The organism is Lentzea chajnantorensis, assembly GCF_054300775.1.
Genome location: NZ_JBSDZT010000002.1, coordinates 6993868 through 7010906, shown reverse-complemented (window position 1 = coordinate 7010906; position 17039 = coordinate 6993868). Strand labels below are relative to the sequence as shown.

The 17039-nt window shown below is 71.5% G+C and carries 15 protein-coding genes; 9 read left to right on the top strand and 6 right to left on the bottom strand.

What is annotated here, in order from left to right; all coding sequences use genetic code 11:
* Nucleotides 1–30 precede the first annotated feature (30 nt).
* On the top strand, nucleotides 31–675 hold the full coding sequence (locus ACVDFE_RS33560; protein WP_360387133.1) for a dihydrofolate reductase family protein: 645 nt from the start codon (nucleotides 31–33) through the stop codon (nucleotides 673–675).
* Here the strand turns inward: ACVDFE_RS33560 and ACVDFE_RS33555 are convergent.
* Nucleotides 672–1097: a DUF1761 domain-containing protein gene (locus tag ACVDFE_RS33555; protein ID WP_360387135.1), complete on the bottom strand. Its 426-nt coding sequence runs from the start codon at nucleotides 1095–1097 to the stop codon at nucleotides 672–674. The genes ACVDFE_RS33560 and ACVDFE_RS33555 overlap by 4 nt on opposite strands.
* Nucleotides 1098–1240: 143 nt before the next feature.
* A complete protein-coding gene (gene acnA / locus ACVDFE_RS33550) occupies nucleotides 1241–4051 on the bottom strand; it encodes an aconitate hydratase AcnA (RefSeq protein WP_458433333.1) in 2811 nt (936 codons plus the stop codon).
* Nucleotides 4052–4243: 192 nt separating this feature from the next.
* On the opposite strand from acnA, the gene ACVDFE_RS33545 reads away from it, so the two are divergent.
* The 3 genes from ACVDFE_RS33545 to ACVDFE_RS33535 are packed head-to-tail and all read left to right on the top strand — an operon-like array spanning nucleotide 4244 to nucleotide 8297.
* On the top strand, nucleotides 4244–4954 hold the full coding sequence (locus ACVDFE_RS33545) for an ATP-binding cassette domain-containing protein (protein WP_458433332.1): 711 nt from the start codon (nucleotides 4244–4246) through the stop codon (nucleotides 4952–4954).
* On the top strand, nucleotides 4951–5583 hold the full coding sequence (locus ACVDFE_RS33540) for a hypothetical protein (RefSeq protein ID WP_458433331.1): 633 nt from the start codon (nucleotides 4951–4953) through the stop codon (nucleotides 5581–5583). The genes ACVDFE_RS33545 and ACVDFE_RS33540 overlap by 4 nt, the downstream gene beginning before the upstream one ends.
* Nucleotides 5580–8297, top strand: a complete 2718-nt coding sequence (locus ACVDFE_RS33535; RefSeq protein ID WP_360387146.1) for a BTAD domain-containing putative transcriptional regulator — start codon at nucleotides 5580–5582, stop codon at nucleotides 8295–8297. The genes ACVDFE_RS33540 and ACVDFE_RS33535 overlap by 4 nt, the downstream gene beginning before the upstream one ends.
* Here ACVDFE_RS33535 and ACVDFE_RS33530 read toward each other — a convergent pair.
* From ACVDFE_RS33530 to ACVDFE_RS33520, 3 genes are all read right to left on the bottom strand, one after another.
* Entirely contained in the window at nucleotides 8217–9518 is a 1302-nt protein-coding gene (locus ACVDFE_RS33530; protein WP_458433330.1) for an FAD-dependent monooxygenase, read from the bottom strand. The genes ACVDFE_RS33535 and ACVDFE_RS33530 overlap by 81 nt on opposite strands.
* An 83-nt stretch (nucleotides 9519–9601) precedes the next feature.
* Nucleotides 9602–11110, bottom strand: a complete 1509-nt coding sequence (locus ACVDFE_RS33525; protein ID WP_458433329.1) for a flagellar basal body protein FliL — start codon at nucleotides 11108–11110, stop codon at nucleotides 9602–9604.
* A complete protein-coding gene (locus ACVDFE_RS33520; protein ID WP_360387154.1) occupies nucleotides 11094–11558 on the bottom strand; it encodes a hypothetical protein in 465 nt (154 codons plus the stop codon). The genes ACVDFE_RS33525 and ACVDFE_RS33520 overlap by 17 nt, the downstream gene beginning before the upstream one ends.
* Before the next feature lie 17 nt (nucleotides 11559–11575).
* Between ACVDFE_RS33520 and ACVDFE_RS33515 the strand changes: the two genes are divergently transcribed.
* From ACVDFE_RS33515 to ACVDFE_RS33495, 5 genes are all read left to right on the top strand, one after another.
* Nucleotides 11576–12385, top strand: a complete 810-nt coding sequence (locus tag ACVDFE_RS33515) for an SIR2 family NAD-dependent protein deacylase (protein ID WP_458433328.1) — start codon at nucleotides 11576–11578, stop codon at nucleotides 12383–12385.
* 10 nt (nucleotides 12386–12395) lie between these two features.
* Nucleotides 12396–13910, top strand: a complete 1515-nt coding sequence (locus ACVDFE_RS33510) for a class I adenylate-forming enzyme family protein (protein WP_458433327.1) — start codon at nucleotides 12396–12398, stop codon at nucleotides 13908–13910.
* Nucleotides 13911–14045: 135 nt separating this feature from the next.
* On the top strand, nucleotides 14046–15356 hold the full coding sequence (locus ACVDFE_RS33505) for an NlpC/P60 family protein (protein ID WP_458433326.1): 1311 nt from the start codon (nucleotides 14046–14048) through the stop codon (nucleotides 15354–15356).
* 47 nt (nucleotides 15357–15403) lie between these two features.
* The gene (locus ACVDFE_RS33500) at nucleotides 15404–16048 is read left to right on the top strand and encodes an epimerase (protein WP_458433325.1); all 645 of its coding nucleotides are present in this window, start codon (nucleotides 15404–15406) and stop codon (nucleotides 16046–16048) included.
* Complete coding sequence (locus tag ACVDFE_RS33495; RefSeq protein ID WP_458433324.1) at nucleotides 16045–16497, top strand: hypothetical protein; 453 nt, start codon at nucleotides 16045–16047, stop codon at nucleotides 16495–16497. The genes ACVDFE_RS33500 and ACVDFE_RS33495 overlap by 4 nt, the downstream gene beginning before the upstream one ends.
* Here the strand turns inward: ACVDFE_RS33495 and ACVDFE_RS33490 are convergent.
* Nucleotides 16422–16979, bottom strand: a complete 558-nt coding sequence (locus tag ACVDFE_RS33490) for a cysteine hydrolase family protein (protein ID WP_458433323.1) — start codon at nucleotides 16977–16979, stop codon at nucleotides 16422–16424. The two genes, ACVDFE_RS33495 and ACVDFE_RS33490, sit on opposite strands and share 76 nt — an antisense overlap.
* Between the last annotated feature and the right edge of the window lie 60 nt (nucleotides 16980–17039).

The window sequence follows — 17039 nt, the reverse complement described above, 5'->3', positions numbered from 1 at the left end:
GGTCGACGTCGGCACAACTCGGAGGAACACGTGGCACAGCTGCTGCGAGTGCAGAACTTCAACGTCACCAGCGACGGGGTCGCCGCCGGTGAGCACCAGAGCTTCGACAACCCGTTCGGCCTGCCCGACGCGGGGAAGCTGTTCGGCTGGGCCGGCGCCACGGCGAGCTGGCCCAACCGCACCGAGCCCGGTGGCAGCCGCGGCCTGGACGACTACCTCACCCGCGACTTCACGAACAACATCGGCGCGGAGATCATGGGCCGCAACAAGTTCGGGTACCAGCGCGGACCGTGGACCGACCACGAGTGGCAGGGCTGGTGGGGCGACGAGCCGCCGTTCCACACCCCGGTGTTCGTCCTGACCCACCACGAACGGCCGTCCATCACGCTCTCGGACACCACGTTCCACTTCGTCGGCGGTGACCCGGCGGCGGTGCTGGAGCAGGCGCGGGAGGCCGCACAGGGCAAGGACGTCCGGCTCGGCGGCGGCGTCACGACCATCCGCCGGTTCCTCGACGCGGGTCTCGTCGACACGCTGCACGTCGCCGTGTCCCCGGTGAGCCTGGGGGACGGGCTGCGGCTGTGGGACTCGCCCGACGAGCTGCTCGACCGCTACCACCTGGACGTGGTGCCCAGCCCGAGCGGTGTGGTGCACCACCTGTTCTGGCGCCGCTAACGCCACAGGCCCAGGATCGCTCCGACGAGCCCGAGGCCGATGACGTGGAAGCCCGCCCCGATGGCCACCGAGGCCTTCGGGGCGGGCTTCGTCGTGTCGAACACCCCGCCCACGAACATCACCGGGAACGCGACACCGACACCCACGACCAGGCCGAGCAGCAAGCCCTCCAGCACGTCGTCGGTACCGGACGCGGCGGCGACCATCGCGACCGCCAGCGTCGCGGCGAAACAGGTGGCCAGCGGGATCGTGTAGACGCTGGAGCCGATGCGCTCGGGCGGGGTGAGATCCCAGCCCAGCGACCGCCGCCAGGCCCTGCCGAAGGCGAACTCGGCGTACCAGATCGCGCCCAGCCCGTAGTACGCGACGGTGGCGACGACGACGGCGAACCAGTTGAGGTCGCCGAGCACGCTCAGGCTCATGTGAGGTCTCCCGCGGGTGTCAGGGTGTCTTGGCATCGCACTCCCGGGCGCCACCGTTACCGCTGTGCGGTCCGGGCGGCACACCGAAGGGCCGCCCACACCGGGGTGTGAACGGCCCTTCGGTCTTGGTCCGGCGGCAGAACCTAGCTGCGGACCATCTTGCGCAGCACGTACTGCATGATGCCGCCGTTGCGGTAGTAGTCCGCCTCACCGGGCGTGTCGATGCGGACGACCGCGTCGAACTCCACCTTCGCGCCGTCGGCCTTCGTAGCGGTCACGTGCACCGTCGACGGCGTGGTGCCGTTGTTCAGCTCCGTGATGCCGGTGAAGTCGAACGTCTCGGTGCCGTCGAGGCCCAGCGACGCGGCGGTCTCGCCGGCCGGGAACTGCAGCGGCAGGACGCCCATGCCGATCAGGTTCGAGCGGTGGATGCGCTCGTAGGACTCGGCGATGACGGTGCGGACGCCGAGCAGCGAGGTGCCCTTGGCCGCCCAGTCGCGCGACGAACCGGAGCCGTACTCCTTGCCCGCCAGCACGACCAGCGGGACGCCCGCCTCCGCGTAGGCCACCGACGCGTCGTAGATGGTGGTCTGCGGGGCGTCGGCCTCCAGGAAGTTGCGGGTGAAGCCGCCCTGGACGTCGTCGAGCAGGAGGTTGCGCAGACGGATGTTCGCGAACGTGCCGCGGATCATCACCTCGTGGTTGCCGCGGCGGGAGCCGTAGGAGTTGAAGTCCTTGCGCTCCACGCCGTGCTCGGTCAGGTACTTGCCCGCGGGCGAGTCGGCCTTGATCGAACCGGCGGGGGAGATGTGGTCGGTGGTGACCGAGTCGCCCAGCAGCGCGAGGACGCGGGCGCCCGCGACGTCGGTGACCGGCTTCGGCTCCATCTCCATGCCCTCGAAGTACGGGGGCTTGCGCACGTAGGTGGACTCGGCGTCCCACTCGAACGTGTTGCCGGTCGGCGTGGGCAGCGACTGCCAGCGCTCGTCACCGGAGAACACGTTGGTGTAGCCCTTGGTGAAGCCCTCCGCGGAGATCGAGGTCGAGATGACCTCGGCGATCTCGGCCGGCGACGGCCAGATCTCCGACAGGTACACCGGCTTGCCCTCGGTGTCCGTGCCCAGCGGCTCGGTGGTGATGTCCTTGTCCATCGAACCGGCCAGCGCGTACGCCACGACCAGCGGCGGCGACGCGAGGTAGTTCATCTTGATGTCCGGGTTGATCCGGCCCTCGAAGTTGCGGTTGCCCGACAGCACCGAGACGACCGCGAGGTCGCCCTCCTGCACACCCGCCGAGATCTCGTCCTGCAGCGGGCCCGAGTTGCCGATGCAGGTGGTGCAGCCGTAGCCGACCAGGTGGAAGCCGAGCTTCTCCAGGTACGGCATGAGGCCGGCGCGCTCGTAGTAGTCCATGACGACCTTCGAGCCCGGCGCCAGGGTCGTCTTGACCCACGGCTTGCGCTCGAGGCCGCGCTCGACGGCCTTCTTCGCGAGCAGGGCCGCGCCGAGCATCACGGACGGGTTCGAGGTGTTGGTGCACGACGTGATCGCGGCGATCGCGACGGCGCCGTGGTCCAGCTCGAACTCGTTGCCGTCGAGGGAGACCTTGACCGGGTTCGACACCCGGCCGGTGGCGCCCTCCGCGGCGGTGTGGACCACCTTCGGCGTGCCGGAGCCGTTCTCGCCCTCGTGGACGGCGATCGGGTCGCTGGCCGGGAACGTGTCGTCGACGGCCTCGTCCACGCCGGACAGCTCCTGGCCGTCGGTGTGCGCGACGTAGGCGCCCAGTGCCTGGCGGAACGCCTCCTTGGCGGAGGTCAGCTCGATGCGGTCCTGCGGGCGCTTCGGGCCGGCGATGGACGGGACGACCGTCGCCAGGTCGAGCTCCAGCGTCTCGGAGAACACCGGCTCGCGGGACGGGTCGTGCCAGAGGCCCTGCTCCTTGGCGTAGGCCTCGACGAGCGCGATCTGCTTCTCGGACCGGCCGGTCAGGCGCAGGTAGTCGATGGTCTCGCCGTCGATCGGGAAGATGCCGACCGTGGAGCCGAACTCCGGCGACATGTTGCCGATGGTGGCGCGGTTCGCGAGCGGCACCGCGCCGACGCCCTCGCCGTAGAACTCGACGAACTTGCCGACGACGCCCTGCTTGCGCAGCATCTCGGTGATCGTGAGCACGAGGTCGGTGGCGGTGGCGCCGGGGGGCAGCTCACCGGAGAGCTTGAAGCCCACGACCCGCGGGATCAGCATGGAGACCGGCTGGCCGAGCATCGCGGCCTCGGCCTCGATGCCGCCGACGCCCCAGCCCAGCACGCCGATGCCGTTGACCATCGTGGTGTGCGAGTCGGTGCCGACCAGCGTGTCCGGGTACGCCTGGCCGCCCCGGACCATGACGACGCGAGCGAGGTGCTCGATGTTGACCTGGTGGACGATGCCGGTGCCGGGCGGGACGACCTTGAACTCGTCGAACGCGGTCTGGCCCCAGCGCAGGAACTGGTAGCGCTCGCGGTTGCGCTCGTACTCCAGGTCGACGTTCAGCTCGAACGCGTCCGGGCGGCCGAAGATGTCGGCGATGACCGAGTGGTCGATCACGAGCTCGGCGGGCGCGAGCGGGTTCACCTTCTCGGCGTCGCCGCCGAGCTGGGTGACGGCCTCGCGCATGGTGGCGAGGTCGACGACGCAGGGGACGCCGGTGAAGTCCTGCATCACGACGCGCGCGGGCGTGAACTGGATCTCGGTGTCGGGCTCCGCGGTGGGGTCCCAGTTGGCGAGAGCGCGCACGTGGTCGGCGGTGATGTTCGCGCCGTCCTCGGTCCGCAGCAGGTTCTCCAGCAGGATCTTCAGGCTGAACGGCAGACGCTCCGCGCCCTCCACGGCGCTCAGCCGGAACACCTCGTACGAGGCGTCGCCGACGTTGAGCGTGCCGCGGGCGCCGAAGCTGTCCAGGCTGTTGGTCACGTGCAACTCCATCTGGTGACAGCGCGGTGGTCAGTTCGGGTACGGGGAGAGTCTTCCTCAACCGGTCGACCACTGCCCCTCGACCCCAAACAGTACGCTTGTCCTGTAAGCCGCTTCAACCCAGGTTGTCCTAACTCACCCGCGCGGCGCGGAGGGCGACGCCGCCGTGCCGGCTGTGGCTATCTTGGCGTGGTGCTCCTCGATCAGGTTTCCCAGCGGTACGGGCGCGGGCCCTGGGTGCTGCGCGACCTCACGCTGGAGGTGTCCGAGCTGGTGGTGCTGACCGGCGCGAACGGCACCGGCAAGTCCACCCTGCTCAAGATCGCGGCGGGGGTGCTGCGGCCGACGTCGGGACGGGTCGTGCGGCCCGCGTCGGTCGGGTACGTGCCGGAGCGGTTCCCGTCCGACGTCCGGATGTCCGCCTCGTCCTACCTCGCGCACATGGGACGGGTCCGGCGTTCCGCGGCCAACGACGTGCTGGAGCGGCTGGGGTTCGTCGGCTCGCTGACCGCGCCGATGTCCGCGCTGTCGAAGGGCAACGCGCAGAAGGTGGCGCTCGCGCAGGCGTTCCTCGCCTCCGACGTGCTGGTGCTCGACGAGCCGTGGAGCGGCCTGGACCCGGCGGCGTCGGCGGAGCTGGTGGAGTTGCTGCGGGGGCGGACGGCGCTGGTGTCCGACCACGAGGGGCACCTCGCGGACGCGACGCGGGTGGACCTCGCGGGCGGCCACGTGACGATCGAGCTGAGCCGGGTCGTGGGGCTGGAGGCGCTGGAGGCGCTGGAGGGCGTGCGGTCGGTGCTGTCGCGCGGGACGTCGGCGCGCGTGGTCGTGGCACCGGACCGCAGCGACTCGGTGCTGGCGGAGGCGCTGCGGCTCGGGTGCTCGGTGCGGAGCGTGCGATGACCTCGCTGGTGCGGTACCTCGCGGCGGACGTGCTGCGGGGACAGCGGTTCCTGGCCCCGGTGCTGGTGTTCCTCGGCGTCATGGGGATGCTGTTCTCCTCGGACGCCGGGCAGCCACTGGAGGCGTACTCGGGGTCGGCGGCGTTGCTGTACCCCGTCTGCGCGTGGATGGCGGTCGTCGTGGCGACGTCGGAGGACGTGGTGCGGCGCGAGATCACCGTGGTGTCGGCCGGCGGCTGGTCGCGGGTGCTCGGCGCGGTCGCGGTGGTGGCCGTGCTGTTCGCGGTGGCGATGGCGGTGCTGGCGGCGGTGTGGCCGGTGGTCACGAACCCGCACCCGTACACGGTCGGCGAGTTCCTGGTGGGGCTCGGCGCGCACACGGCGGTCGCGTTGCTCGGCGTCGGCGTGGGCCTGATGTTCGCGCGGCCGGTGTTCGACGCGATCGGGCGGACGGTGCTCGCGGTGTTCACCGTGGTCGTCCTGACCTACCCGCTGGGCCGCGGCACGCCGCTCGGCTGGGTGCTCGACGCGCTGGGGCACAACCAGGTGTCGCTGTCGGTGCTGTGGGCGGGAGCGGTCGGCGCGGTGCTGGTGGCGGGCGCGGTCGCGCTGGGAGTGCGGCGGGCGTGACGCGCGTCGACGTGCTGGGACCGCTCGTCGTCCGCGGCGACGGGCCGGTGGAGGTGCGCGGCAAGCGGTTGCGGTGGCTGCTGATCCGGCTCGCGATGCAGCCGGGCCGGGTGGTCACCGCCGAGCAGCTGATCGCGGACCTGTGGCCGGACGAGCCACCGGCCGACGGCGCCGCCGCGTTGCAGTCGCTGGTGTCCCGGCTGCGGCGGGCGGTCGGCGCGTCCGTGATCTCCTCGCACGCGGGCGGCTACCGGCTTGAAGCGGACACCGACGTCGAGGAGTTCCTCCGCACGCGCGACGCGGCGCTGTGGCGCGGTGCCCCGTTCGAGGACGCGCCGTTCGCGGTCGACGAGGCGGTGCGGCTCGCGTTGCTGCGCGACGACCTGACCGGGCTGGAGGCGCTGGCGGCGGCTCACCCGCTGCGCGAGGACGTGCAGGCGCGGCTGATGCTGGCCCTGCACGCCGCGGGCCGGCGCTCGGACGCGCTGGCCGTGCACGAACGGGTCCGCGCCGCGCTGGCGGAGGAGCTGGGCGTGGACCCCGGCGAAGCGCTGGCGGCGGCCCACCTCGCGGTGCTGCGGGACCGCGGCGTGCGCGGCAACCTGCCGGCACCGGTGGGGTCGTTCGTGGGCCGGGGCGAGGACCTGGACGCGCTCGGCGGGCTGCTGGCGGCGAACCGGCTGGTGACGCTGACCGGGTTCGGCGGGGTCGGCAAGACGCGGCTGGCCCTGGCACACGCTTCGTCCTGCGCCTCGGCGTGGTTCGTGGAGCTGGACTCGGCGGCCGACCCGCTGGCCGCACTCGACGCGGCGCTGGGGCCGAACCCGCTGGCGATGCCGGTGTTCGACCGGCTGGGCACGTCGCTGGTGGTGCTGGACAACTGCGAGCACGTGGTGGACGCGGCGGCTTCGCTGTGCGCGCGGCTGCTGGCGGAGGCACCGGGGGTGCGGGTGCTGGCGACGTCGCGGGAACCGCTGGGCATCCCCGGCGAGGTCGTGCACCCGGTGGCACCGCTGGACCTCGACCACTCCGTGCGGCTGTTCTCGGCACGGGTCGGCGCGGCGCTGGACCAGGCCGTGGTGCGGCGTGTGTGCGTTGCGCTGGAAGGAATCCCGCTGGCACTGGAACTGGCGGCGGCACGGGCGCGGTCGCTGTCGGCCCGGCAGCTGGAGGCACGCGTCGGGAGCCGGCTGCGGCTGCTGGACCGCGGGACGCGGACCGGTCCGGTGCGGCACCGGACGCTGCGGGCGGTCGTCGACTGGAGCTGGGAGCTGCTGGACCCGGACGAGCGGGAGCTGCTGGCGCGGGTCGCGGTGTTCGTGGGCGGGGCGACGGCCGCGGCGGTGCACGAGGTCTGCTCGGCGGAAGGCGACCTCTGGGCGACCGAGGACCTGCTGTCCGCCCTCGTCGAGAAGTCGCTGGTCGTCCGCTCCGGCGAGCGCTACCGGCTGCTGGAGACCGTCCGCGAGTACGCGCTGGAGCAGGGCCTGGCCGACCAGGCCGCCCACGCGCGCCACTACGTCGAGCTGGCCGAGCGCACCGAGCCGCTGTTCCGCGGCCCGCGCCAGCTAGAGGCACTGGAGGTGTTCGACGCCGAACGGGCCAACCTCGACGCGGCACTGGCGTGGGCGGTCGGGCACGACCAGGGGCTGGCGCGGCGGATGGTGGCCGCCCGCACCTGGCACTGGCTGGTGATGACCAAGCGGTTCGAGGAGATCCGGCGGTGGGCGCCGCTGGTGCCCGGCGACCCGCTGTCGGAGGTGCTCGCGGCACTGGGCACGCCGGAGGCGGCGCTCGCGGCCGAGCGGTTGTGGCAGCAGGACGTGCCGACGGCGCTGTGCGCGTTGATGCTCACCAGCGGACAGGTGTGGGGGCAGGCGGAGCTGGGCGGGCGGATGTCGGCGCTCGCGGACCGGCTGGAGCGGTCCGGTGACGAGTGGATGCGGGCGTTCTCCGCGCTCGTCCGCGGTGTGGTGGCCGGGGAGTTCAGCGAGGGTGCGGCGCCGGAGGCGGAGCGGGCCTACCGGGAGGCGTTGCGGCTGTTCCGCGCCGTGGGGGACCGGTGGGCGGTCGTGTTCGGGTTGTCGTGCCTGGTCATGGTGCTGATCAACCGCGGTGCGCACGCCGAGGGGTTCCGGGCGGTGTCGGAGGCGCGGCGGGTGGCGGCCGAGCTGGGGGACCCGGAGAGCGTGCTGGTGCCGATGTCGGTGCTGGTGCAGACGGCGCGGCTGAAGGTGCGGATCGGTGACCTGGCCGGTGCGCGGGAGGACCTCGCGCAGGTGCACCCGGTGCACGACCTCGACCGGGGACGGGTCGCGCAGGCGCACGGCGAGGTGGCGTTCTTCGGCGGCGACTTCGAGGAGGCGGTGCGGCTCTACCGGAGGGCACTGGCCGTCACCGGCGACGCGCACGCGGTCCAGTTCCGCGCCACCGTCCACGCCGGGCTCGGGCTGGCGCTCACCCGCCTCGGTCACCTGGACCAGGCGGGTGAGCACTACGCGAGGGCGCTCGACACGGTCAGCGGCAGCGCGGACGGGCCCGCGCGGGCCAGCGTGCTGGAGACGTACGCGGGCTGGCTGCTGGCCCAGGGCGACGCCCGTTCCGCGGCGGACGCCCTGACCGAGGCCGAACGGCTACGCGGCGGCCCGAGCAGCGACCCGGCGGTGGTGCAGCTGCGTGACCGGGTGCGCGCCGAAGTACGCGTCGACCGCTGACCGCCCGACCGCGGCGACGTACCCGTCCGGGCGCACCAGCACCGGGCCGCCGGGGAAGTCCAGCGTCACGAAGTCGGGGCCGCGCAGCAGGTCGAAGATCCGGCCCTGGTCGGTCATCCCGTCGGGCATCCGGTCACCGGCCTGCAGTCCCTCGCCGTCGGTCGTGCGGTACGACAGCGACAGCTGCAGCGTCTCGTCGTCGCGGCGCTCGAACGGGTTGCCCGACGTCATGATCCTGGTCGTCATGCCGAGCAGCCACTCCGCGACCGGCTTGCGCTCGGACTCGTAGGTGTCGAGCAACGTCTCCATCCCGAGCTTCCAGCCCAGGTTGTAGGCGTCCTGGATGCCGGTGTTCATGCCCTGCGCACCGGCGGGGGAGTGCACGTGCGCCGCGTCGCCCGCGAGGAACACCCGGCCGACGCGGAACCGGTCGACCATGCGGATGTTGGTGCGGTACAACGACATCCACGTCGCCTCGTGCAGCACCACGTCGTCCAGGCCGGTGCGCTCGCGGACGATCTGCCGGTACAGCTCCAGCGACGGCTCGCCGTCACCGGTGGCCTGGAACTGGAAGAGGTCGGTGTCGGGCAACGGGCACAGCGCGAGCCACCTGTCCGCGCGCCCGCCCCAGCTGTGCCAGTGGTCGCGGTCCAGGCCGGAGAGCCGGACGTCGCCCACCAGCATCCGCTGGTCCTCGTGCGTCTCGCCGACGAACGACACGCCGAGTTGCTTGCGCACGAACGACTTCCCGCCGTCGCACCCGACGAGGTACCTGGCCCGCACGGTCTCCGACCCGACGACCGCGGTGACACCGGAGTCGTCCTGGGTGAACGACGTCAGCGCCGTGCCGTACTCGACCGCCTGGGGAAGGGCTTCGCGCAGCGCCTGCTCGACCCGGAACTGGGCGATGAGCATGGTGCGCGCGTACGGGCGTTCGGCCGTCGGGTGGCGGCCCTCGTGGACGTCCCACTCGCGCAGCACCTCACGGCCGTTGTAGGCGCGCATGGTCATGTGCAGCCGACCGGCGGCGAGGATCGGCTCGATGACGCCCAGGTCGTGGAAGACCTCCATCGACCGCGGCTGCAGGCCCTTGCCGCGGGAGCCCGCGAACGGTGCGGGGGAGGCGTCGACGATGCGGAACCCGACGCCGCGGCGGGCGAGGTCGAGTGCCAGGGTGAGGCCGGTCGGGCCGGCGCCGATGATCAGAACCTGAGTGTCCATGGCGACCACACTCGGCCCGTGAACTGCCACGGCCCTGTCACGTCGCTGTTGCGCGTGACAGGGCCGTGGCGGACCAGCGGGAACTACTTCTTCATGAGCGCGATCAGCGCGTCGACGTCCTTGGGCTCGAAGCCGCGGAACAGCGTCAGCAGCACCTCGTAGTACGAGCGGACCGGGCTGACGTACCACTTGCCGTCGACCTCGGTGGACACCACGCCGACACCGGTCTTCATGACCGACGTGGCGACGCGCCCGATGACCTCGACCGCCTCGGCCGGGATCTTGCTCTTGCCGCCGCCCTGCTGCTCCAGCAGCTCCGTGACCTGGTCGGCGCACAGCTTCTGCTCACCCTGCTTGGGCACGTCGACCGAGTAGCAGTCGCCCTCGCGCGTGATGGTGAGCGTCTCGCCCTCCGCCGTCACCGACAGCTTCTTGACGGTGACCTGCTTGCCGCCGGCCACGTCCTTCACGTCGGTCTCCAGCGCGTTCAGCTTGGCGCCGGTCTTGTCCACGCTGCCGATCTGGTCCAGCAGCACCGGGCCGAGGTCGTGCAGCACACCGGCCTCGTCCGGCGGCAGCGTGGCGATGACCTTCTCCATGTCGCCGTCCAGCGCCGCGGTGACCAGCTGCTTCGCCGCGTCCTCCGGCGAGCCGGCGCCCTGCGCCGCGATGCCCTTGGCCGGCCAGGTGAGCTTCTCCTCCTCCAGGACCGCGTTGGCGATCGTGTAGAAGGCGCTCGGGTACCACTTGTCATCGACCTTGATCGACGCGATGCCGATCGGCTTGCCGCGCTTCTTGACCTCGGCCGAGATGTCGTAGGTCTTGGTCTCCGACTTGGTCATGCTGACCTTGTCGCCGATGGCGTCCATCAGCTTGTCGGTCAGCGGGACCTTGGAGATGTCCGAGGTGATGGTGATCTTGCCCTCGGTCAGTTTGTTGATCGTGAGGTGGTCGTTGACCTTCTCGGCCGCCGCCTCGTCGAACTTGATGTTCTCGCTCTTGAACTCGACGCCCGACATCTTGTTCGGGTCCGCGTCGGGCTTGAGGATCTCGAGGCGCTTCATCTCCTTCGTCATCGAGTCCAGGTAGTCCTTCGACAGCGCGGCCTCCGCGGGTGCGAGCGAGGCCATGATGCCGACGACGTCACCGCTGCCGAGCTGCTCGACGAGGTTCTTCGCCGCGACCTCCGGCGTGTCCTTGCCGGCGTTCGCCGCGGGGTTCGACTTCTGCAGCGCGAAGAACGTGACGCCACCGCCGACGAGCAGCAGCACCGCGACCACGGCCGTGATCACCAGGCCGGTGCGCTTCTTCTTCGGCGGCTCGCCACCCATCGGCGCGTAGCCGTAGGGCTGCTGGTCGAAGCCCTGCTGGGGAAAACCCTGCTGGGGAAAGCCCTGCTGCGGGAAGTTCTGCTGCTGCGGGTAGCCCTGCTGCGGGAACCCCTGCGGCCCGGTCTGCGGAAAACCGCCCTGCTGCGGCTGCTGTTGCGGGTAGCCCTGCGGGCCGGTCTGCGGATGACCACCCTGCTGGTGCTGCTGCCCGTACGGATCGTTCTGCGGCTGCCACTGTCCGCCGCTACCCGGGTAGCTCACGGTTCCCTCCTGAGGTCATCACTGCGCTGCGCCTGGTCGAGGTGAGCACCGTGATCGCCCCCACGATCGTCAGCACAGCACCGGCAAGGGTGACGACGGGTCCGGTCGTGCTGATGCCGACCAATGCGCCCTTGCTGTCCCCTTGGACCGTGGCAACCAGGGCCACGGTTCCCCCGATCGTGCCAAAGAGGAGCGCCGCGCATGCGGCGATTCGACGAAATCGGACCACGTGCAGGGCGATCGCCAGTACGGCCAGCGGGGTCAGCCCGACCCACACCCCCGTCACGACGCCGCCCGCCACCCCGTCCAACCCGGCGAGATCACGGAGCGAGAGCACCTGGTAACTGTCCCTCGTGGTCGATCCCGACTTGAGCCAGGGCAAGAACGTTCCGGTGATCTGAGTGACCAAGCCCACTGCCGCGATCGCGGCTCCCACAGCGCTGCGCACGGGACTAGTGTGACCCGATGGCCTCCGACGCGTGCAGTGCGGCACGGGCGCTGGTCGCGTCCGCCCACCGGATCACGGTGCTGACCGGTGCCGGGGTCTCCACGGACTCGGGCATCCCCGACTTCCGCGATCCCGGCGGGGTGTGGGCGCGCGACGCGGACGCCGGTCGGGGCGCCACCCTCTCCTCCTACCTCGCCGACGCCGAGGTGCGCAGGCGGACGTGGCGCTCGCGGCTCGACCATCCCGTGTGGACGGCCACACCGAACGCCGCGCACCGCGCGCTGGTCGAACTGGAACGGTCCGGCCGGTTGCGCACCGTGGTCACGCAGAACGTCGACGGCCTGCACCAGAAAGCCGGCTCCGACCCGCACCGGGTGCTGGAGCTGCACGGCACGCTGCACGCCACGGTGTGCCTCGACTGCGGCGCCACCGGCCCGATGCGCGACGCGTTGAAGCGCGTCGCCGACGGCGAGGCCGAACCGGCGTGCGTGCGCTGCGGCGGAGTCCTCAAGTCCGCCACCGTCTCGTTCGGGCAGGAGCTCGACGGCGAGGTGCTGCGCAGGGCCCGGCTCGCCGCACTGGACTGCGACCTGCTGCTGGTGGCCGGCACCTCCCTGTCCGTGCAGCCCGCCGCGGGACTGGTGGCGCTCGCGGCGAAGGTCGGGGCGCGGGTCGTCATCTGCAACGACGAACCGACTCCGTACGACTCCCTCGCCGCCGTCGTCGTGCGCGAACCGGTCGGCGAGGTGCTGCCCGACCTCAGCTCCGTTCCTCCATCCGGGGGAGGCCGGTTCTCGTCCTGGGGAGATCCGAGCACCTGGTCGTAGGGTCGGGACCATGCGCGTACCGCTGATCACGACGGACTTCCTGGACCGGGCGTCGTTCGCGTTCGGGGCCACGACGGCGACCGTCGACGAGCCGGACCAGCCGGCCGGACCGGTCGAGACGACGACGTACGCACGGATGGCGGCCCGTGTGCGCGCGTGGCAGGCGGGGCTCGACGAGCTGGGCGTCGGCGAGGGCGAACGCGTCGCCGTCGTCAGCCACAACTCGGCGCGGCTGCTGGAGCTGCTGCACGCGGTGCCCGGCAGCGGCCGCATCTGCGTGCCGGTCAACTTCCGCCTGCACCCCGACGAGGTCAGGTACATCGTCGAGCACAGCGGCGCGTCGGCGTTGTTCGTCGACCCCGAGCTGGAGCTGGACGACGTGGTCGCGCGGCACCGGTTCACGCTCGGCGAGGAGTCGGAGTCGCTGCTGCGGTTCGATGTGGAGCCACGGCCGTGGAGCGCGCCCTCGGAGGACGCGACCGCCACGATCAACTACACCTCCGGCACGACCGCGCGGCCCAAGGGCGTGCAGTTGACCCATCGCAACATCTGGCTGAACGCCGTCACGTTCGCCATGCACACCCGTGCGTGGGAAGGCGACGTGTACATGCACGTGCTGCCGATGTTCCACTGCAACGGCTGGGGCATGCCGTTCGGGCTGGCCGGCCTGGGCGTGCCGCAGGTCGTGCTGCGCAAGGTCGACGGCGCGGAGATCCTGCGCCGGGTCCGCGACCACGGCGTCACGCTGATGTGCGGCGCACCGGCCGTGTGGAACGCCGTGCTGGACGCCGCGGCGTCGTGGGACGGCGAGATCCCCGGCCGTGACCGCGTGCGGATCGTCTGCGCGGGCGCACCGCCGCCGTCGCGCACGATCCAGCGGGTGACCGAGGAGCTCGGCTGGGAGTTCCTGCAGATCTACGGCCTGACCGAGACGGCGCCGCTGCTCACGTTCAACCGCGCCCAGCCGGGTCCGGAGGGCGAGGAGAAGGCGAGGAAGCAGTCACGGGCGGGCGTGCCCGCGCTGGGCGCGCGGCTGCGGATCTCCGGCACCGGCGAGGTGCTCGCACGGTCCAATGTGGTCATGGAGGGCTACTGGGAGAACCCGGAGGCGACCGCCGCGGCGATCGAGGACGGCTGGTTCCACACCGGTGACGGCGGCCACTTCGACGACGAGGGCCACCTGACGATCTCCGACCGCAAGAAGGACGTGATCATCACCGGCGGCGAGAACGTGTCGTCGATCGAGGTCGAGGACTGCCTGTTCTCCCACCCGGCCGTCGCCGAGGTCGCCGTGATCGGCGTGCCCGACGAGAGGTGGGGTGAAACGATCAAGGCGCTCGTCGTGCGGTCCGCGGAGGTCACCGAGGCCGAGCTGATCCGGCACTGCAAGGAGCGCCTGGCCGGCTACAAGGCCCCCACCTCGGTCGAGTTCCGCGACTCGATCCCGCGCACGGCCACCGGCAAGATCCAGAAGTTCAAGCTCCGCGAACCGTACTGGACCGGGCGCGACCGCGGCGTGAACTGACGACACGCCGACAAACCGATCGTCCCCATTGGACCGCTTGCGTGGTCAACTGTGACACGAGTGGCTGACGGTGCATCGGTTCCAGATGCGCCACCCGGGACTGATTGGTCTAATTCGGTCGGAGGTGATGTCCGGATGCTGACGCGACTCTCCGCCGCCGCGGTGCTGATGACGGCCGTCCTCACGGGGACGGCCGCCGCTGTTCCCCCGCCTCCGCCGAACCCGAGCGACGCGGAGATCTCGGCCTCGCGCGCACAGGCGGATGCGAAGGCGGCACGGGTCGGCGAGCTGACCGGCCGCCTGACCCAGGCGGAAGCCCGCCTGCAGGAGCTGCTCGACCAGGTCTCCTACAAGCGCGAGCTCGCCAACAAGGCCCGCGTCGACCTGGAGACCGCCGTCTCCGAGGCCGAGGCCGCCCGCCGCGAGGCCACCTCCGCCCGCACCCAGGCCGACGCCGCCTCCCGTGCCGTCGAGGACTCGCGCCGCGCCCTCGACGAGTTCGTCGCCGCCTCGTACGCGCAGCGCAGCACGGTCGGCTCGATCTCCGCGTACTTCGGCGCCAAGTCCCCCGAGGACCTCCTCGCCCGTGCGCAGATGCTCGAAGCGGTCTCCTCGTCCTCCCTGAACGCCCTCGACCAGGTCATGCGCGACCAGGGCACCGCGGCGAACCTCGACTCCGCCGCCCGCGCCGCCCTGCGCAAGGCCGAGGAGAAGCAGGCAGCCGCCGACGAGGCCAAGCGCGTGGCCGAGGCCGCCCAGCAGGAAGCCGTGGCCGCGCACGAGGCCCAGGCCACCGCGACCACCGAGCTGCAGTCCGACAAGGACGCCGTCGAACGCGAGCTGCTCGCCGCCCGCGGCGAGGTCACCGGCCTCGAAGCCCAGCGCCGCCAGTACGACCAGTGGATCGACGCCAAGCGCCGCGAGGAGGAGGAGAACGCCCGCCGCGCCGCAGCCGCTGCCGCCGCGGCCGTTGCCGCTCCGGCCCCTGCCGCTGCACCACGCCCTGCCGCCGTTGCCGCACCCTCGGTCTCACGCGTGCAAACCGTCATCAACCGCGCACTGGCCCAACGCGGCGTCATCTACGCGTGGGGCGGCGGCAACCACTACGGCCCCACCTACGGCGTCCGTGACGGCGGCGTGGCCGACTCCTTCGGCGACTACCGCAAGATCGGCTTCGACTGCTCCGGCCTGATGATGTACGCCTTCGCCGGCGCGGGCGTGTACCTGCCGCACTACAGCGGTTACCAGTACAACTCCGGCCGCAAGGTGCCGCTGTCGCAGATGGCTCCCGGCGACATGATCTTCTGGGGACCCGGCGGCGGCACGCACGTGGCGTTGTACCTCGGCGGCGGGATGATGGTGGAGGCGCCGCACTCCGGTGCGGTGGTGCGGATCTCGCCGGTGCGGTACGGCGGGATCATGCCGTACGTGACGCGGCTGCTCTGATCTTCGCCGGCTTCTCGGTGAGGGCGGTGCGGGGCTAGGTTGTCGTCGTGAAGATCGTGGTGTTCGGCGGTTCCGGGATGGTGGGGCAGGGAGCGCTGCGGGAGTGCCTCCTCGACCCCGAGGTGCGTGAGGTCGTCACGGTCGGGCGCTCGCCGTTGGACGTGACGTCACCGAAGCTGCGGCACGTCGTGCACGCGGACTTCGCCGACCTCACGCCGATCGCCGGCGAACTGGCCGACGCCGACGCGTGCTTCTACTGCGTGGGTGTGACGTCGGCCGGGTTGAGCGAAGCGGAGTACACGCCCGTGACGCACGACTACGCGCTTGAGGCGGCCCGTGTTGTTGGTGGCACGTATGTGTACGTGTCGGGTGAAGGCGCGGACGCCGGCAGCAAGACGATGTGGGCACGGGTGAAGGGCCGGACCGAGAACGAGCTGCTGGCGCTGGACCGGCCGGTGTTCGTGGTGCGGCCGGGGTTCATCCAGCCGCGCCACGGGATCACCTCGCGCACGCGCATCTACCGGTACGTCTACTCGTGGTCCTCGTGGTTGTTCCCGGTGCTGGCCAGGGTCGCGCCGAAGCACGTGACGTCGACCGAGCAGCTGGGGCGCGCGCTGGTGGCGCTCGCGAAGGGCGCACGACCGGCCACGCGGGTGCTGCGCAGCGACGAGATCAACCGGCTCGCGGCATGACCCTCGACGAGTACGTCCGGGACTTCCGTGCGGGCGGGTACGAGGTCACGCACGTGGTCGAGTCGGTGTGCGGCGCGTGCGGCGGCCGGGCGTTCGGCGTGCAGCTGACCGAGGAGTGCGCGGCGCGGCGGACGTGCCTGGGGTGCGGCACGGCGGCGTTCCTGGCCGACTCGGCGGAGCACTGGGAGGACGACGAGGCGCAGGAGTGCGCGTGTCCGTGCGGTGGCGAGGAGTTCGCCGCCGTGCTCGGGGCGGCGTGCCGGGCGGACGGCGAGGTGCGGTGGGTGAGCGTCGGGCTGCGGTGCCTCGCGTGCGGCCAGTGCGGCGTGTACGAGGACTGGAAGATCGACTACAGCCCGAGCTTCCCACCTGCTCACGCCGGCGTGAACGCGTCCTCGGTCGTCACCGTGCCCGCTGTGCGGCCCGGCGCGGTGTGGTTGGCCCAGTAGAGGTTCGTGTGCGCGATGACCAGGTCCGGTGTGGGCGCGCCCCACTCGGACTGGTCCTCGGTGGTGTGGGCGTCGCTCACGAGGGTGGCGTCGTAGCCGCGGACCAGGGCGCCGTGCAGGGTGGAGCGGATGCACTCGTCGGTCTGCGCGCCGGACACGAACACGTGGCCGATCCCCTTGGCCGCCAACACCTCTTCGAGGTCGGTCGCCTCGAACGAGTCGGCGTAGGCCTTGTGCACCACCGGTTCGCCGTCGGCGACCTCCAGCTCGGCGACGAACCGCCAGCCGTCGGAGCCCTTCGGCATGTGCTCGGGGTTGCTGTGCTGCACCCAGACCACGTCGATGCCGGCCGCGCGGGCCTTGGCCACGAGGGTGGCCACGTTGCCCACCACGGTGTCGCGGTCGTGGGCGTGGTTCACGACGCCGTTCTGCACGTCGATCACGAGCAACGCGGTGTTGGGGCGGTTCGCGAGAGTGGTCACGGCGGCAGACTATGCCCAGGTGAGGCGGGGTTGTCGACCCTCGGCGGGGCGCACGCGTGC